Origin of the sequence: Solihabitans fulvus, from assembly GCF_008386585.1 — a bacterium.
Classification (GTDB): Bacteria; Actinomycetota; Actinomycetes; order Mycobacteriales; family Pseudonocardiaceae; genus Solihabitans; species Solihabitans fulvus.
The window spans coordinates 169,992-186,031 of record NZ_VUOB01000010.1 but is presented as its reverse complement, the minus strand read 5'-3'; the positions used below and the strand labels follow the sequence as shown (position 1 = coordinate 186,031).

Here is a 16,040-nt window from a genome sequence, read left to right as displayed (position 1 = left end):
GCCTGGCGGGCGTGACCGCATGATCGAGATCAAGAGCCGCGGCGAGCTGGAGGCCATGCGGGCCGCCGGCCTCGTCGTGGCCCGCACGCTCGCCCTGGTCGCCGAGCACGCCAGGATCGGCGTCAGCACGGCCGAGCTGGACGAGCTGGCCGAGCAGAGCATCAGGGACGCGGGCGCCGTCCCGTCGTTCAAGGGCTACCACGGCTTCCCGGCCAGCATCTGCGCGTCGGTCAACGAGCAGATCGTGCACGGCATCCCGGCCAGGACCCAGGTGCTCGCCGACGGCGACCTGATCTCGGTGGACTGCGGCGCGATCCTGGACGGCTGGCACGGCGACTCCGCGGTCACCCTCGCCGTCGGCACGGTGTCCGAGGCCGACCTGGCGCTGTCCGAGGCGACGCGGCTGTCCATGCTGGCCGGCATCGAGGCGGTGCGGCCGGGCGGTCGGCTCAGCGACATCTCCTTCGCGGTCGAGTCCGCGGCCGTGGCGGCGGGCGAGCGGGACGGCGTCGAGTACGGCATCGTCGCCGAGTACGGCGGCCACGGCATCGGCACGCAGATGCACATGGACCCGTTCCTGCCGAACTTCGGCAAGCCGGGCAAGGGCCCGAGGCTGAAGGTCGGCATGGCGATCGCCATCGAGCCGATGCTGACGCTGGGCAGCGAGCAGACCAAGGAGCTGGACGACGGCTGGACCGTCATCACCTCCGACGGTTCGCGCGCGGCGCACTGGGAGCACTCGGTGGCGATCACCGAGGACGGCCCCTGGGTGCTGACCGCCCCCGAGGACTGATCCGGTCCTGCAACGTCTCGAAGGGGCCATCCGGACGCGGGTGGCCCTTTCGTCGTCCTGACCACCACCGGTAGTGGTCAACTAGCCCCTCAACCGGTCGATTTGGGTTGACGGCGCGAACTGCGTACACTGGGGCGGTGGCGCACACGTCGCGCCCGTTCCGTCGTGCCCGTGGTGGTGTCGGTCGACCTTGTGTCGCCGGGCCTGCCGCGTAGCTGAAGCAGGTGGGCATCGGAGTCGGGTCGTCGCGTGCCCACGTCCGGCAGGTGAACCCTCACGGGCCGGGCAGTCGGATGAAATACCACCGTCACGAAACGCGGAGGACATGGGCAAGAAGGACGGGGCCATTGAGGTCGAGGGCCGCGTAGTCGAGCCGCTCCCCAACGCGATGTTCCGCGTCGAGTTGGAGAACGGTCACAAGGTCCTGGCGCACATCAGCGGCAAGATGCGACAGCACTACATCCGCATCCTGCCCGAGGACCGGGTTGTCGTGGAGCTCTCGCCCTACGACCTGTCCCGCGGCCGCATCGTCTACCGCTACAAGTGACCTCCACGGTGTCCGGGGCAGTGGCTCCGGGCACGCGGCCGAGCAGGAGAGCACGACCGTGAAGGTCCAGCCGAGCGTCAAGAAGATCTGCGACAAGTGCAAGGTGATTCGCCGTCACGGCCGAGTCATGGTGATCTGCGAGAACCTGCGTCACAAGCAGCGTCAGGGCTGATCGTCACCGCACTTCGTCGCCGATACGACGACAACTAACAGAAGCCTCCTCGAACCTGCCACGCGGCGTTGATCATTCGATGCCGCGCGGATCACCCCCGGACTCCAGGCCGGGGCCGGGACACCAACCGCGAAAGTGGTTGGAACGGCGATAGCGAGTCGGTCCCGGGATTGGTCGAGGAGAAGACCTGGAGTTACAACAGTGAGGAGCAACCGCCGAATGGCACGACTCGCTGGCGTCGACCTTCCCCGCGAAAAGCGGATGGAGATCGCGCTGACTTATATCTTCGGCATTGGCCGGACCCGCTCCAAGGAGCTCCTGACCGCGACCGGCGTGAGCCCGGACCTGCGCGTGAAGGACCTCTCTGACGACGACCTCGTCAAGCTGCGGGAGTACATCGAGACCAACTTCAAGGTCGAGGGTGACCTCCGCCGCGAGGTTCAGGCCGACATCCGCCGGAAGATCGAGATCGGCTGCTACGAGGGTCTGCGGTGGCGTCGCAACCTGCCCGTTCGCGGGCAGCGCACGAAGACGAACGCCCGCACCCGTAAGGGCCCGAAGAAGACGGTCGCCGGCAAGAAGAAGGCCGGAAAGAAGTAAGACCTCGCGTCACTAGCTAGGAGACCACCCAAGACATGCCACCCAAGTCCCGCACTGGCGCCGGGGTCAAGAAGGTCCGGCGCAAGGAAAAGAAGAACGTCGCGCACGGTCACGCGCACATCAAGAGCACCTTCAACAACACCATCGTGTCCATCACGGACCCGACCGGTGCTGTGATCGCGTGGGCCTCCGCCGGCCACGTCGGTTTCAAGGGCTCGCGTAAGTCGACGCCGTTCGCCGCGCAGATGGCCGCCGAGAACGCCGCCCGCAAGGCGGCCGAGCACGGCATGCGCAAGGTCGACGTGTTCGTGAAGGGCCCCGGCTCCGGCCGGGAGACCGCGATCCGTTCGCTTCAGGCAGCCGGCCTCGAGGTCGGCACCATCCAGGACGTGACCCCGCAGCCTCACAACGGCTGCCGCCCGCCCAAGCGGCGCCGGGTCTGAGGAACGGGGAGGAGTAACCAAAGATGGCTCGTTATACCGGCCCCGCAACTCGCATTTCTCGCCGGCTCAAGGTTGACCTTGTCGGTGGCGACCAGGCGTTCGAGCGTCGTCCCTACCCGCCCGGCCAGCACGGCCGCGGTCGGATCAAGGAGAGCGAGTACCTGCTTCAGCTTCAGGAGAAGCAGAAGGCTCGCTACACCTACGGCGTGCTCGAGCGTCAGTTCCGTCGCTACTACGAGGAGGCGGTTCGTCGCCAGGGCAAGACCGGCGAGAACCTGCTCCAGATCCTCGAGTCGCGCCTGGACAACGTGGTTTACCGCGCTGGCCTCGCCCGCACTCGTCGGCAGGCCCGCCAGCTGGTCGCGCACGGTCACTTCATCGTGAACGGCCAGAAGGTCAACATCCCGAGCTTCCGGGTGTCGAAGTTCGACATCATCGACGTGAAGCCGAAGTCGCTGCCGACGCTGCCCTTCGAGGTCGCCAAGGCCACCTTCGGTGACCGTCCGATGCCGGCGTGGCTCCAGGTCGTGCCCTCGACGCTGCGGGTGCTCGTGCACCAGCTGCCCGAGCGGGCGCAGATCGACACGCCCGTCACGGAACAGCTCATCGTCGAGCTCTACTCGAAGTGATTCGTGCCGGGGTGGCCGCACTGCGCGGCCGCCCCGGTTTCGAGTCTGGTGGCGGCACGCAGGGTGTGCCGTCGCGGCGCCGACAGTTCCAGGGTCGGCGCAATCTGTATGCAACGGCGTCATATAGCGGGCGTCGATACGGAAGGAAGACCCAGTGCTTATCTCACAGCGACCCTCGCTCGCGGAGGAGTCGGTCAACGACACCCGGTCCCGGTTCGTCATCGAGCCGCTGGAGCCGGGCTTCGGCTACACCCTCGGCAACTCGCTTCGCCGCACGCTGCTGTCCTCGATTCCCGGCGCGGCCGTGACCAGCATCCGCATCGACGGTGTGCTGCACGAGTTCACCACCGTGCCCGGCGTCAAGGAGGACGTCACCGACGTCATCCTGAACCTCAAGGAGCTCGTGGTCAGCTCCGAGGAGGACGAGCCGGTGACGATGTACCTGCGCAAGCAGGGTCCCGGTGCGGTCACCGCGGGCGACATCGTGCCGCCGGCCGGCGTCACGGTGCACAACCCCGACCTGCACATCGCCACCCTGAACGGCAAGGGCAAGCTGGAGATCGAGCTCGTCGTCGAGCGCGGTCGCGGCTACGTCCCCGCCGTGCAGAACAAGCAGGCAGGCGCCGAGATCGGCCGGATCCCGGTCGACTCGATCTACTCGCCGGTCATGAAGGTGACGTACAAGGTCGAGGCGACGCGTGTCGAGCAGCGGACCGACTTTGACAAGCTGATCCTGGACATCGAGACCAAGCCCTCGATCACCCCGAGGGACGCGGTCGCGTCGGCCGGCAAGACCCTGGTTGAGCTGTTCGGTCTCGCCCGCGAGCTGAACATCGACGCCGAGGGCATCGAGATCGGCCCGTCGCCGGCCGAGGCGGACACCATTGCGGCGTTCGCGATGCCGATCGAGGACCTGGACCTCACGGTGCGGTCGTACAACTGCCTCAAGCGTGAGGGCATCCACACGGTGGGCGAGCTCGTCTCGCGCAGCGAGGCGGACCTGCTGGACATTCGCAACTTCGGTGCGAAGTCGATCGACGAGGTCAAGATGAAGCTCGTCGGCCTCGGCCTCGCGCTGAAGGACAGCCCGCCCGGGTTCGACCCGTCGGCCGCCGCTGCGGACTACCCCGCCGAGGGCTGGTCCGAGGGTGGCGCGGACGGTCACGACGACGGCCAGGACTACGCCGAGACCGAGCAGCTCTGACACCCTGCCGTCCACTGTGGACGGCAAGGTTGGGCCGGAGCACAGGATCGTTAGAAGTTATCCGAGGAGCAAGCAATGCCCACCCCCACCAAGGGAGCCCGGCTCGGTGGCTCGCCGGCCCACGAGCGGTTGATCCTGGCCAACCTGGCCACGGCGCTGTTCACCCACGGCCGCATCACCACCACCGAGGCGAAGGCGAAGCGGCTGCGCCCGCACGCCGAGAAGCTGATCAGCAAGGCCAAGATCGGTGACCTGCACAACCGTCGCGAGATCATGAAGACGATCCGCGACAAGGACGTCGTGCACAAGCTGATCGCCGAGATCGGTCCGTTCTTCGCGGACCGTAAGGGCGGCTACACCCGCATCACGAAGACTCTCCCTCGCAAGGGCGACAACGCGCCGATGGCCGTTATCGAGCTCGTGAGCGAGAAGACCGTGACGGCGGAGGCCGAGGCGGCGCGCAACACCAAGTTCGCCAAGGACGAGCCGAAGGCCGTCGAGACCGCGGTGGTCGAGGAGACCGCCGAGGTCGAGGCTCCTGCCGAGGACGCGGTGGTCGAGGCCACCGACGCCGAGGCCGAGGAGAAGGCCGTCGAGGACAAGAAGGACGAGTCCTGACGGTTCCGCACCGCATCGACGAGCCCGTCGCTCCCACTGGGGGCGGCGGGCTCGTTCGCGTGCCCTCCGCGCCGACGCGGCGGGTGCGCCTCGACCTCGGTTACGACGGCACGGAGTTCTCCGGCTGGGCGCGGCAACCGGGGCGGCGCACCGTCTGCGGCGTGCTGGAGGACACCATGTCCATGGTGCTGCGCGAGGACGTCCGGCTGACGGTCGCCGGCCGCACCGACGCAGGCGTGCACGCCTCGGGGCAGGTCGCGCACGCCGACCTGCCGTCCACTGTGGACGTTGAAGGACTGTCGCGCAGGCTGGCCAGGGCGCTGCCCGCCGACGTGCGGGTGTTCGCCGCGCAGGTGGTGCCGGCCGAGTTCGACGCCAGGTTCTCCGCGTTGCGCCGGCACTACGAGTACCGGGTCGCCGACGCGGACTTCGGCGCGAACCCGTTGCGCCGCCTGGACACCCTGGCCTGGCCGCGCCCGCTGGACCTGGCCGCGCTGAACGAGGCGTCCGACCGGCTGCTCGGCGAACACGACTTCGTGGCGTTCTGCAAGCGCAGGGACGGCGCCACCACCATTCGCCAGCTCCAGCGCCTTGACTGGACGCGCGGCGCAGACGGCGTCCTGCTGGCCAGGGTCTCCGCGGACGCCTTCTGCCACTCGATGGTTCGCAGTCTGGTCGGCGCGCTGCTGGCCGTCGGCGAGGGCCGCAAGCCGGCCGCCTGGCCCGGCGAGCTGCTCAGCACGGCCGAGCGCTCCAGCCAGGTCACGGTCGCGCCGCCGCACGGCCTGTGCCTGGTGCGGGTGGACTACCCGGCCGACGAGGACCTGGCCAGCAGGGCCGTGCAGACCCGAAACGTGCGCGTCCTGGGCTGCTGACAGGTCCGCGAACGCTACGCGTGTCACACGATCGGGGGACGCCCGGGCTGGGCGGTATCCCGATCCGATCCTTGGGCTCTGACAGGTACGCGAAATCCGCGTGATCGCGGTCGTCCGTCCGACGGCGGCCCTGATCCATTGGAGGTCACCATGTCACAGGACTACTGGTCGTTTCAGTCGGTGAACTTCCCCGACAGGTTCATCCGGCACCGGGACTTCAAGGGCGAGCTGACCGTCAAGGACGATCCGGGCGAGGACTTCGCCTTCGCGCTGGTGCATGGCCTGTCCGGGTCGGGCTACTCCTTCCAGTCGCTCAACTTTCCCGACCACTACCTCAGAAACCTCAACTCCCGCGTGGTCCTGCACGTGCTCCAGACCGACGCGTCGTTCGCGAGGGAGGCGACCTTCCACAAGGTTGCGGGCCTGACGGGCGCCGGCGTGTCCTTCCGCGCCGACGCCCTCTCGGACTTCTACCTCCGGCACCGCGACTTCCAGCTCAGCGTCGCCTGGGACGGCAGGCGCGACCTGGCCGCCGACGCGACCTTCATCCAGCAACAGGCCCGGTGGCGGCCCTACGGGATCATCGGCGACCGGTGGCGCGAGATGGGTGGCGAGCATGGTCCGCTCGGCTGGCCGATCACCGCCGAGTACGACGTCACCGACCAGTTCGGAGTCGTCCTCGGCCGGCGCTGCGACTTCGAGAACGGACAGCTGGCCTACAGCCCGAACCAGGGACAGCGGATGGTGCTGTCCGTCTACCGGCGAGACCACACCGCGGTGTTCGAGTGGGGGCCGACGGACCCGTTCGGCTACGACTTCTTCATCGTGCGGTGGAGCGTCACCGGCGGCCAACCGATTCCGCCCACCGCGCAGGAGAACGTCACCCAGGACTCGCCGGGGCGCACCAGGACCTCGGGGTTCTTCCTGACCGACCTACCCGACAACGCGGCGGGTTCGGACGGGAAGAGCGCTGGAGTCAGCTTCGTCGTCGAGGGGTGTGACGGCGGTCCCGGCTCCTCGACCTGCCGGCAGGGCTGGACCTGTCCGATCGCGTGTCGCCTCTGACCGGCGTCAGCCGGCGCCTCAGAGATCCGGCAGCGGGTCGGCGGGCATCGCGTCGGTCAGCGAGCGCTCCGCGTTGGCCGCGCTGATCACCGCCAGGTACTCCTCGTCGACGTCGTAGTCGATGCCGCCGAGCACGAACCCGGGCACGCCGCCGACGTCGAGCAGCTCCAGCGGCGTGTTGACCGGATAGGTCGCCCACACCGACTTCGGCGCGTCCCGGTCGAGATACCTGGTGGACAGCACCCGCACCGCGCGGTCGGTCACCACCACGACGACGTTCGGGAACACGCTCCTGGCGATGGTGGCAGGGAAGACGTAACGAAGATCTTCCCCGGGGTCGAGCAGCGCCCTGACCCGCTCGCGGTACTGCGACGACATCGGCATGCCCTAATCACCCCGGCGAACGGCCCCGAGGATCTGCTGTTCCCTCGGCGTGGTGACCAGCCGCATGGGCCGCCACAGGTTGCGGCCGAGCGCGATCACCTGGTCGTCCTTGAGCGTGGTGAGCTGCTGCACCATCGGCGGCGGCAGCCGCCAGATCCGGCCGGCGAGCTGCGCCTGGCCGACCGGCAGCCGCTGGAGCAGCACCAGGTCGGCAGAGTTGGCCGTGCCGCCCGCCTGCGGGTGCAGGTAGGGCAGCACGTACATGGTGGTCTGCCACGGCGACCTCGGCGGGAACAGCTCCTGCGGAACGTGGCCGCCGTCGTGCACCACGAGCAGCGGGCCGTCCTCGGTCGGCCTCGGCAGCTCGACCGGGCTGAGCCTGCGGATCTGCACCAGCGGCGACGGCCGCCCGTCCGGGCCCTCGCCGGCGGCCCTTGCCACGGGCTGCCAGGCGGCTGGCCTGCCGGTGGCGATGGTGATCCACGCCCCGGTCGCCATGGCGCGCAGCGCGACCTGGCGGGCCAGGTAGAGGCCGCCGACCATGACGACCCTGGTCGGCGCCGAGCGCAGCACCGAGATGGTCAGCGGCTCGCCCTGCATCCCCGACCCGAGCACCATGCCGCCTCGGTCACCGGACGGGCTGACCACGTCCAGCATCTCCGGCGAGACCAGGAACTCGGGCGCGACGCCCTTCGTCTGCCCCTGAGTGTCGAGAAGTCGACTTCTGCTCACGCGACACCTCCGAGCGGCAGCGTGGCGGCGAGGCCGGCCACCTGGAGGCCGCGCAGCGGGGTCAGGGTCGTGCCGAGCCGCTGGCCCAGCTTCTGTAGCTGGTCGTCGGCCCGCTCGAGCTCGCTCGGGGTCCGCGCGCTGACCCGGACCAGGCCGCGCATGCCGACCTGACCCTCCTCGCCGCTCGGCGAGATCGAGATGGCCAGCGTCGAGGACAGCGCCCGCACGCCGGTCAGCGCGTTGAGGTTGTTGCGCATGCCCTTGCTCGGCCACCCGGTGATCGCGTAGCTGGCGTGACCAACGCCACCCGCCGTGACACCGCCCCACCGCTCGCGCAGTGAGACCGGCTGGTTCGAGCCGGCCTGGCCGGTCAGTTCGGCGGCCGAGATCCCGGCCCGCAGCAGCTCGTCCGGGTCGAGCGGCCGGATCGGCACGCCCTTGGACTCCAGCGCGTTGCGGACGCGGGACAGCGCGCCGATCAGCGCCCGGTGCGCGCCGACGACGCCGCCGCCGCGCTCCCGGATCGCGGCGGGACACCGCTTCGGGTCGAGCCGCACGGCGACCCAGGTGGTGCGCCGGGAGGCGGCCGGCAGCGGGCCGAGCACCTCCATGTACGAGCTGAGCGCAGGCGAGGTGGTCGGCAGCGCCGCGCTGCCGGGGTAGCAGTGCCAGATCATCTGGATGGCGTCCAGCACGACGCCGCGGTCCTCCAGGCACGGCGCGAGCGCGCCGAGCGGCAGGCTCGGCGCGCTGCCGACGGCCGTGACCAGGTCGGGCGTGGGGTCGACCAGCAACACCGCGGTCCAGGCGCCCTGGTGCCAGGCGAGGCCGAGCGGCCGCCGCTCGTGGTCGACGCCGTGCGCGACGACCAGGTCGGGCACCGCCAGCCGCAGCAGCGCGACGCGCGAGTCCTCCGGGCCTGTGATCGTTGTCTCTTCCTCGGCCGGCGACTTCGCCGAGGGCTGCGCGCGCCGGTCGGCGACCCTGCCGTGCGACCGGAAGGTGTACCGGGCGGTGAGCCCGATCCACTGGGTCAGCCAGCGGCCCTTGGACCGGGTGAACGCGAGGATCAGCGCCACCAGCAGCACTCCGGCGGCGACGTACAGCAGGGTCTGCCGGTTGATGGTGAGCAGCACGAGCGCGATGCCGACACCGACCTCGAGCACGACCAGGTTCGTGACCGGCAGCGCGCCCAGGCTCGCGCCAACGGTGCGTCGTCGGGCGCGGACGGCGGGACGCGCCGGACCGGCGCTCGCCGCCGCCTGCTGCGCAGGCATGCCGGGCTGCGGCGGGGCCTGACTCGGCGGGGCCGGGCGTGGAGTGGACACGGACATCCGTTCGGTCTCTTTCCCCTCGATGGTTGCTGCGCCTCGACGACGAGGAGGACACCGACACAGCGCCGAGTCCGACCAGGTCTTGCCAACCCTGCCATGGACCGTCCCCTATGCGGCTATCCTGCGGAACCGTACCGCGACGGGGAGGGCGACAGGCCGAGAATGGCATCAACACCTACCACCAAGTCACAGGTCCAGGCGTATCGCTTCGTCCTGCGCAGGATGCAGTCCGCGTTGGTCCGTAAGGACGCGGTGATGCTGCACGACCCGATGCGCAATCACTCCCGGGCCACCGTCATCGGCGTGGTCCTCGGCTGCGTGGGCCTGCTCGGGTTCACCGTGTTCGGGTTCTTCTCGCCCTCGCCGCAGCCGCCCGACGAGGGCATCGTGATCAGCAAGGAGTCCGGGGCGGTCTACGTCGTCCAGAAGGAACCGCACCTGCTGATCCCGATGACCAACCTGGCCTCCGCGAGGCTGTTCCTGTTCGCCCAGCAGACGCCCGACGCCGCGCAGGCGAACGGGCAGGGCGGCGGCGACGCCCCGGCGGGCGCGGTCGGCAGCAACGGCCCCTCCGGCGGCGCGGTGAAGGTGGTCAGCGAGGCGTCGCTGAGCAAGCTCGCGCGCGGCCGCCTGACCGGCATCGCGGACGGCCCCGAGCTGCTGCCGACGCCGGACCAGCGGATCGGCTCGAACTGGATGGTCTGCGACCAGACCCAGCTCGACCAGAGCCTGCCCGACCCGACCCAGCAGAAGAAGTTCACCACCACCGTGCTGGCCGGCGTCAGCGGCGGCGGCGACTCGCTGGACGGCACCAAGGCGCTGTTGTTGGTGGCGCCCAACCAGAAGGCGTACCTGGTGTACCGGGCGCCCTCGACGTCCGTGCACCCCAACGCCAAGGCGGTGCGGGCCGAGATCGACCTGGCCGACGCGGCGGTGAAGTCGGCGTTCAACCTGACCGGCAAGTCGCCTCGGCCGGCCAGTGCCGGCCTGCTGAGCGCGATCCCCGAGGCGAGCAAGCTCACCGCGCCCACCATCGCGGGCCGGGGCAGCCAGGCGGACTACCTGGCCAGCACCACGATCGGCGACGTCATCGAGGTCGACCGCACCGGCGGCGCGAAGGAGTTCTATGTCGCGCTCCAGGACGGTCTCCAGAAGGTGCCGCAGGCCGTCGGCGACCTGATCAGGTACAAGTACTCCAGCGGCAGCCAGCCGAGGATCGTCCCGCCTGACCAGATCGCGTCCGCCAAGATCACGGCGAGCCCGCTCAAGCTGGAGGACTACCCGACCGAGGTGCCGCAGGTCGTCGACACCACCCCGAGCAACCAGGCGGTGTGCCTGGGTTGGAGCGCGCAGGGCAAGGACGAGCGCACCGAGGTGCTGACCGGCAGCAAGCTGCCGATCTCGGCCGACACCCCGCCGGTGATGATCAACCAGCCGGGCGCGGACGGCCAGACGCTGGCGGGCTTCTTCATCACCCCCGGCAAGGCGGCCGTGGTGCGCAGCACCTCGTCGAGCCAGGACTTCGACCGGGGTCCCATCCAGCTGATCACCCCGCGCGGGGTGAAGTTCGGCATTCCCGACACGAAGACGAGCGCGGCGCTCGGGCTCGGCGACAACAACTTCGCCGCGGCCCCCGACGCGATCCTGCGGTTGTTGCCGGCCGGGACGGAACTGAACCGGAACGGCGCCATCCGCAGCTACGACTCCATGCAGGTGCAACCCGGTGTCCTGGCGAGCAATCTGAACCAGGGACAGGGACGCTGACGGTCGGTCCCGGCCGCCGGAACCAACGGCGGGCCGGGACCGTCTGATCCCTTGCAGGGAAGGGGGACGGCATGAATTCGTGGGTCGAGCAGCGTGGTGGGGTCTCGCCTGTCCGCGCGCACCAGCTTCGGCCGGCCAGGAAGCCAGGAGCGGTCCGCGTGGACCCGGACTGGGTGGTCGGCTACGCCAAGAAGGTCGACGAGGCCGCGCAGGACATCGACACCGCGCGCAAGGCGCTCGGCGAGGCCCCGCTGCGCGCGGAGAGCTTCGGCGAGCTCGGCCGCACGCTGCGCACCGCGGACTCCTACGCGAAGGCGGCCGACGTGCTGCGGCAGCAGCTTGCGCGCGCCGCCGAGGTGCTGACCTCGGCCGGCACCGGGCTGCGCGCGGTCGCGCACCACTACGGCGCGCACGACGAGGAAGCCGCGCGGGCGATCACCAAAGCGGACCACCGGGCGTAGGGGATCGTCGTGCACCCTCACCCGACCGCCGCCAGGAGCGGCAAGGACGGCCACGAGATCGCCAGGGAGGTCGGCGACCACCTCGACTACCTGTCGCGGCTGGCCCGCAGGCTCGGCGTCCTCGACCCGGTCGAGGAGCACTTCGCTCCCGTCCTCGGCAAGTGGAACGACCTGCACGAGGAGGCCGGCCGCTGGCGCGACGCCGCCAAGGCCGCCGAGGACATGACCGACCGGCTGGCCGGCTCGCTCGGCGGCCTCGACGCCGCCTGGCAGGGTGCCGACGCCGACTCGTTCGTCGCCTACATCCAGAAGGCCGGGCTCGCCGGCCACGACATGTCCGACGCGATGTCCGCGATGGCCGACGCGCTGGACCACACCGCCGACGCGATCCGGTCGATCGTCCGCGACCTCGCCGACGTGCTCGCCGACGCCGCCGAGTCGGTGTCCGGCGGGCTGGTCGTGCCGCTCGAGGGCGACGGAAGGGCCCGCCGGTTCCTCGATGACCTGTCGCGGCCGACCAGGGAGCACTTCGAGGCGGCCAGGGACGTGCTGGAGGCGTTCGGCCGGCTGTGCAGCGGTGTGCACGGCGAGCGCGCGGGCGCGAACGTGACGATGAAGCACAAGTTCCCCGAGCAGAACTGGGCCTACCACGAGCCTGCCGCGGCGAAACCGGTCGCGCCGCCGGCCACGGCGCAGCCTCCTGCCGGCGCGCCCGCCGTGCCTGCCGCGGCCCAGCCAGCCGCCGAGCAGCACAAGCCCGACGCCCCGGCCGCGGCCGCGCCTGCCGCCGCCGGCACGGGCAGCGGCCACGCCGGCGGCATGCCGGCCGGCATGGGCAGCGGCTCTGGTGTCGGAGCCGGTGTCGGCGCTGGGACGCCGTCAACGGGGAGCACCGGCGGGAACCTGTCCTCCGGGGCGTCCTCCTACGTCCTGCCGCCGCAGCAGCCCGCAGCGGGCGCGTCGCACGCGGCGGCGGCCGCCGGTGCGGCCGGCGCGCCAGGCGGTGCGCCTGCCGGCGGTGGCGCGCCGATGGGCGGCATGCCGCCGATGGGCGGCGGGCACGGCGGCAAGGGCGGCGGGGACACCGAGCACAAGAGCAAGGCCAGGACGGTGACCGACCCGACGGACCTGTTCGGCAAGCCGGAGATGACGGTCCCCCCGGTCCTCGGCGACGACCGCCGCTGACCGCAAAGTCCGGGAACGACACCGAACATCACGAAGAACGCCCTCGGGACACTGGATGTCCCGAGGGCGTTCTTATGACGTCGCTGGTTAGGACTGCTTAGGCGCGGGCTCCGGAACCCTCGCGCCGGGTGCGGACCCGGTTGATCGTGTGCATGATGAACAGCGTCAGCAGCAGCAGGCCGACGCCGATGCCGGTGCCGGAGAGCGCGACCACCATCGGCATCCAGTTCTTGTCCGGCACCTGGTTGAGCGAGGTGTTGACGGGCGTGGGCCTCGCGGCCGCGACGCCCTTCTCGTCGGGCAGCACGGCGGTCAGCGCGGCGATCGGGTTGACCATGCCGTAGCCGACCTTGTTGTCCCGCCCGCTCGGGTTGCCGGGGTGCTGTGCGGTCCGCTCCAGCCTGGACATCACCTCTCGCGCGCTGAGCTCTGGGAAGCGTTCCCGCACGAGCGCGGCGACCCCGGCGACGTAGGGCGAGGCGAAGCTGGTGCCCTGCAACGCTTCCGGCTTGTTGTTCCGCACCAGGCTGTTGGTCAGCCCGCTGCTGCCGGGACCGGGGTCGAGGCTGGTGATCTCGGTGCCGGGACCCGCGATGTTCACCCACGGCCCCCACACCGTGAAGCTGGCGGGCTCGCCCGACCTGGCGATCGCGGCGACCGAGAGCACGTCGTCGGAGAACCACGGCGGGAGCGCGATCACGTGCACGTTGTTGGGGTCCGGGTCGTCGTTCTGCGCCGGGCAGCCCTCGGGGTCGACGTTGCCGGCGGCGGCCACCACGACGACGTCGTGCTTCTCCACCGCGTCGTGGATCGCCGCCTGCACCGCGAGCACGCTGTCCACCGGCGTGTAAGGCGCGTTGACGCACAGCGTCACCGACATGTTGATGACCTTCGCGCCCTGGTCGGCCGCGTAGTGGATGGCCTTGGCCAGCGCGATGAGGTCACCGGCGCCCGCGGCTGCCGTCCCGTTGGGGGTCTTCAGCGCGAAGTTGCCGCTGGTCTGGCGCAACGCCAGGATCTTCGCGTCGGGGGCCACACCGACGAAGCCGGTCTTCGGGTCGCGCCCCGCCGCGATGATCCCGGCGACCTCGGTGCCGTGCCCGTCGCAGTCCGTCGGCGTGGTGCCGGGCGCCGCGACATAGTCGCCGCCCTGGGTGAGCCGGTCCCCGAAGCGCGGGTGCGGGTTCACTCCGGTGTCGATCACCGCGACGGTCTGCCCCTTGCCGGTGGCGAACCGCTGCGCCTCCTCGATCTGGAGCTGCTGCTGACCCCACGGCTTGTTCGCCAGGTCCGTGGTCACGTTGGAGGTGATGCAGGCGTTCTTCAGCTCGTAGTCGCCCGCCTTGGCGGGCTTCTCGACGGGCGCGAGGGCCAGCTTGCTCATGTCCACCGGCGGCGGGGTGGCCGGGGTCTTCGCGGTCGGGCTCGCCGAGCTGCCGGTGGACGGCTTGCTGCTCTGCGCCATCGCCTGCGGGGTGCCGCCGAGCCCGGCGAGCAGGATCAGCGCGGTGGCGCCGGCCGCGAGCGACTTCCTGCCCCGTGGGCCCGGCGTCATGGCGAGTGCCCTCATCCGTGTGCTGCGCATGTCGTCCTTGCCCGTCAGCTCGGGATGAGCTGGCGCATCACGGTGTAGAGGTCCATCACGCCGAGGGCGAGCGGCAGCACCGCGGCGATCATGAGGGCCTCGAGGACGTCGACCGTGCGGCGCAGCACGGGGGAGAACCGCTGGCCGGGGAAGATCACCCCGAGGACCAGGGCGCCAGCGCCGACGATCACCAGGGTGCCGAACACGAACAGCAGCCGGTTGGCGGCCGGGGTCTCCCACAGCCAGCCGATCAGCACCCCGGCGCCGGCCAGCATGCCGCTGGCGAGCAGGGCGACGGCCTGGCTGCCGTTGGCGTAGGCGCGGCCCCGCATCAGCAGGACGATCGTGACCACCACGGCGAAGATCGGGCCGAGGACGGAGCCGGAGCTGGCGGCGATGATCGAGGCGAGCGCGGTCACCACGCCGGAGCCGACGATCATGCCCGTCATGTACTCGTGCGCGAGCCCGGCGCGGCGTTCGATCACCGCGTAGTCCGGGAAGCCGGTGTCCTCCTTGAGGTCCTCGGCGCTGCCCGGCACGGTCGGCAGTGGGAGCTTGGCCAGCGAGATGGTGAATCTCGGCAGCAGCGAGAGACAGGCGAGCGCCACCGCGGCGGTGCCGGCGGCGATGCCGGGCAGCGGCTCCTTGTCCATCAGCGTGGCCGCGAGGAAGGCCAGCGCGCAGATCGTGCCGCCGGTCGCGGCGGCCACGAAGGTGGTGACGCCGGTGCCGAGCAGCATGATCGCGGCCGAGGCGAAGATCAGCACCAGCACGCTGGCGAGCAGCAGCGAGGCCCTGCCCGGCACGCCGGGGACGATGTAGAGGCCGGCGACGAAGGCCATCGGCAGCCCGCCAGCCGCGGCCACCAGCACGCCGGTGGCCGGCGCGGCGTAGGCCCGCACGATCACCGCGCCCGCGGCGATACAGGCCACAGCGGACACTCCCGCGGTGATCGCCGCCGCGAGCCCGCTGCCGCCACTGATCGGCCCGGCGAGCAGCACGGCAACGGCGGCGGTGAACAGCGCCAGCGCGCCGGCGATGTGGCCGAAGCGGCGGGCGGTCTCCTTGGTCCACGGCCGGTAGCTGTCCGGAGTGGACTCCGCGATGGCGTCGACCACGTCGTCGTACAGCGGGGGCGGCGGGTTCTCGTTGCGGCGACGCAACTGGAGCATGTCGCCGTCGACGACGCCGAGGGAGGCCAGCGTGCGGCTCGGGTCAAGTGGACTGTCGCCAAGCTTGGCCAGGCACCAGCCACCGTGTCGAACGCCACCGTCCGGAGTGGCCTCCTTGGCCATGTCCAGCAGCATCGGCAGCAGGTCGGCCACCGCGACATCGGCCGGCAGCGCGACGTCGATACGCGTCCGCGGCGCTACCACCGTCACCCGGCTGAACACCGTCGTACCGGTCGCCACCAGCGCCCCCTAAGGTCCAAGGTCGGTCGTGCTCGTGTGTGTCGGGCCGCCGGGTCCGCCGTCGGCAGACCGACCCTATTGCGCGCCCACGTGACGGAACCAGTCGGCCGGTATCGGCGAACCGCCCCCGCGTCGGTGGTGAGCGCCCCTAGTATGGCCGCACCGGGTGTGCCGGCACTGCCGGTTCCGGTGAACATGTCCGAACGGGTTTCCTCGGTCAACCGCAGGCAGGTCGGC

General features: G+C 70.6%; 18 protein-coding genes. 13 read left to right on the top strand and 5 right to left on the bottom strand.

The window, feature by feature from the left end:
* The first annotated feature begins 19 nt into the window (after positions 1 to 19).
* From map to F0L68_RS06340, 10 genes are all read left to right on the top strand, one after another.
* Entirely contained in the window at positions 20 to 793 is a 774-nt protein-coding gene (gene map / locus F0L68_RS06385) for a type I methionyl aminopeptidase (protein ID WP_149848515.1), read from the top strand.
* Positions 794 to 1,118: 325 nt separating this feature from the next.
* Positions 1,119 to 1,340, top strand: coding sequence for a translation initiation factor IF-1 (infA, locus tag F0L68_RS06380; protein WP_005166804.1), 222 nt, complete (start codon positions 1,119 to 1,121; stop codon positions 1,338 to 1,340).
* A gap of 58 nt (positions 1,341 to 1,398) precedes the next feature.
* The gene (gene rpmJ, locus F0L68_RS06375; RefSeq protein ID WP_010148647.1) at positions 1,399 to 1,512 is read left to right on the top strand and encodes a 50S ribosomal protein L36; all 114 of its coding nucleotides are present in this window, start codon (positions 1,399 to 1,401) and stop codon (positions 1,510 to 1,512) included.
* A 219-nt stretch (positions 1,513 to 1,731) separates the two neighbouring features.
* Positions 1,732 to 2,112, top strand: coding sequence for a 30S ribosomal protein S13 (rpsM, locus tag F0L68_RS06370; RefSeq protein WP_149848514.1), 381 nt, complete (start codon positions 1,732 to 1,734; stop codon positions 2,110 to 2,112).
* 35 nt (positions 2,113 to 2,147) lie between these two features.
* Entirely contained in the window at positions 2,148 to 2,555 is a 408-nt protein-coding gene (gene rpsK / locus F0L68_RS06365) for a 30S ribosomal protein S11 (protein WP_149848513.1), read from the top strand.
* Between the two features lie 23 nt (positions 2,556 to 2,578).
* Positions 2,579 to 3,184: a 30S ribosomal protein S4 gene (rpsD, locus tag F0L68_RS06360; protein WP_149848512.1), complete on the top strand. Its 606-nt coding sequence runs from the start codon at positions 2,579 to 2,581 to the stop codon at positions 3,182 to 3,184.
* A 154-nt stretch (positions 3,185 to 3,338) separates the two neighbouring features.
* On the top strand, positions 3,339 to 4,388 hold the full coding sequence (locus F0L68_RS06355) for a DNA-directed RNA polymerase subunit alpha (protein WP_149848511.1): 1,050 nt from the start codon (positions 3,339 to 3,341) through the stop codon (positions 4,386 to 4,388).
* A 75-nt stretch (positions 4,389 to 4,463) separates the two neighbouring features.
* Positions 4,464 to 5,006, top strand: a complete 543-nt coding sequence (rplQ, locus tag F0L68_RS06350) for a 50S ribosomal protein L17 (protein ID WP_149848510.1) — start codon at positions 4,464 to 4,466, stop codon at positions 5,004 to 5,006.
* 59 nt (positions 5,007 to 5,065) lie between these two features.
* Positions 5,066 to 5,881 carry a tRNA pseudouridine(38-40) synthase TruA gene (gene truA, locus F0L68_RS06345; RefSeq protein WP_188316422.1) on the top strand — a complete coding sequence of 272 codons (816 nt, stop codon included), beginning with the start codon at positions 5,066 to 5,068 and terminating at the stop codon, positions 5,879 to 5,881.
* 150 nt (positions 5,882 to 6,031) lie between these two features.
* Positions 6,032 to 6,946, top strand: a complete 915-nt coding sequence (locus F0L68_RS06340; protein WP_149848508.1) for an AbfB domain-containing protein — start codon at positions 6,032 to 6,034, stop codon at positions 6,944 to 6,946.
* A gap of 18 nt (positions 6,947 to 6,964) precedes the next feature.
* On the opposite strand, the gene F0L68_RS06335 is transcribed toward F0L68_RS06340, so the two are convergent.
* The 3 genes from F0L68_RS06335 to eccE form a co-directional block, all read right to left on the bottom strand.
* On the bottom strand, positions 6,965 to 7,330 hold the full coding sequence (locus tag F0L68_RS06335) for a hypothetical protein (protein ID WP_149848507.1): 366 nt from the start codon (positions 7,328 to 7,330) through the stop codon (positions 6,965 to 6,967).
* Positions 7,331 to 7,333: 3 nt separating this feature from the next.
* A complete protein-coding gene (locus F0L68_RS06330; protein ID WP_223198571.1) occupies positions 7,334 to 7,987 on the bottom strand; it encodes a hypothetical protein in 654 nt (217 codons plus the stop codon).
* A 71-nt stretch (positions 7,988 to 8,058) separates the two neighbouring features.
* Positions 8,059 to 9,396 carry a type VII secretion protein EccE gene (eccE, locus tag F0L68_RS06325; RefSeq protein ID WP_149848505.1) on the bottom strand — a complete coding sequence of 446 codons (1,338 nt, stop codon included), beginning with the start codon at positions 9,394 to 9,396 and terminating at the stop codon, positions 8,059 to 8,061.
* Positions 9,397 to 9,558: 162 nt separating this feature from the next.
* On the opposite strand from eccE, the gene eccB reads away from it, so the two are divergent.
* The 3 genes from eccB to F0L68_RS06310 all read left to right on the top strand — a co-directional run bounded on the left by eccB (position 9,559) and on the right by F0L68_RS06310 (position 12,806).
* The gene (gene eccB / locus F0L68_RS06320) at positions 9,559 to 11,160 is read left to right on the top strand and encodes a type VII secretion protein EccB (RefSeq protein ID WP_149848504.1); all 1,602 of its coding nucleotides are present in this window, start codon (positions 9,559 to 9,561) and stop codon (positions 11,158 to 11,160) included.
* Positions 11,161 to 11,231: 71 nt separating this feature from the next.
* The gene (locus tag F0L68_RS06315; protein ID WP_149848503.1) at positions 11,232 to 11,621 is read left to right on the top strand and encodes a DUF2563 family protein; all 390 of its coding nucleotides are present in this window, start codon (positions 11,232 to 11,234) and stop codon (positions 11,619 to 11,621) included.
* Positions 11,622 to 11,630: 9 nt separating this feature from the next.
* Complete coding sequence (locus F0L68_RS06310; protein WP_188316421.1) at positions 11,631 to 12,806, top strand: WXG100 family type VII secretion target; 1,176 nt, start codon at positions 11,631 to 11,633, stop codon at positions 12,804 to 12,806.
* A 97-nt stretch (positions 12,807 to 12,903) separates the two neighbouring features.
* Here the strand turns inward: F0L68_RS06310 and mycP are convergent, their stop codons facing one another.
* Positions 12,904 to 14,391 (bottom strand): type VII secretion-associated serine protease mycosin, encoded by a 1,488-nt coding sequence (gene mycP / locus F0L68_RS06305; protein WP_149848502.1) that lies wholly within the window; start codon positions 14,389 to 14,391, stop codon positions 12,904 to 12,906.
* Positions 14,392 to 14,405: 14 nt separating this feature from the next.
* Entirely contained in the window at positions 14,406 to 15,803 is a 1,398-nt protein-coding gene (gene eccD, locus F0L68_RS06300) for a type VII secretion integral membrane protein EccD (RefSeq protein ID WP_149848501.1), read from the bottom strand.
* Positions 15,804 to 16,040: the final 237 nt, after the last annotated feature.

What these genes read in the sequence shown, in the direction of transcription:
- map (WP_149848515.1), top strand. Translation starts at nt 20, where the DNA reads ATGATCGAGATCAAGAGCCGCGGCGAGCTGGAGGCCATGCGGGCCGCC.
- infA (WP_005166804.1), top strand. Translation starts at nt 1,119, where the DNA reads ATGGGCAAGAAGGACGGGGCCATTGAGGTCGAGGGCCGCGTAGTCGAG.
- rpsM (WP_149848514.1), top strand. Translation starts at nt 1,732, where the DNA reads ATGGCACGACTCGCTGGCGTCGACCTTCCCCGCGAAAAGCGGATGGAG.
- rpsK (WP_149848513.1), top strand. Translation starts at nt 2,148, where the DNA reads ATGCCACCCAAGTCCCGCACTGGCGCCGGGGTCAAGAAGGTCCGGCGC.
- rpsD (WP_149848512.1), top strand. Translation starts at nt 2,579, where the DNA reads ATGGCTCGTTATACCGGCCCCGCAACTCGCATTTCTCGCCGGCTCAAG.
- rplQ (WP_149848510.1), top strand. Translation starts at nt 4,464, where the DNA reads ATGCCCACCCCCACCAAGGGAGCCCGGCTCGGTGGCTCGCCGGCCCAC.
- F0L68_RS06340 (WP_149848508.1), top strand. Translation starts at nt 6,032, where the DNA reads ATGTCACAGGACTACTGGTCGTTTCAGTCGGTGAACTTCCCCGACAGG.
- F0L68_RS06335 (WP_149848507.1), bottom strand. Translation starts at nt 7,330, where the DNA reads ATGCCGATGTCGTCGCAGTACCGCGAGCGGGTCAGGGCGCTGCTCGAC.
- F0L68_RS06330 (WP_223198571.1), bottom strand. Translation starts at nt 7,987, where the DNA reads ATGCTGGACGTGGTCAGCCCGTCCGGTGACCGAGGCGGCATGGTGCTC.
- eccE (WP_149848505.1), bottom strand. Translation starts at nt 9,396, where the DNA reads ATGTCCGTGTCCACTCCACGCCCGGCCCCGCCGAGTCAGGCCCCGCCG.
- eccB (WP_149848504.1), top strand. Translation starts at nt 9,559, where the DNA reads ATGGCATCAACACCTACCACCAAGTCACAGGTCCAGGCGTATCGCTTC.
- F0L68_RS06315 (WP_149848503.1), top strand. Translation starts at nt 11,232, where the DNA reads ATGAATTCGTGGGTCGAGCAGCGTGGTGGGGTCTCGCCTGTCCGCGCG.
- mycP (WP_149848502.1), bottom strand. Translation starts at nt 14,391, where the DNA reads ATGCGCAGCACACGGATGAGGGCACTCGCCATGACGCCGGGCCCACGG.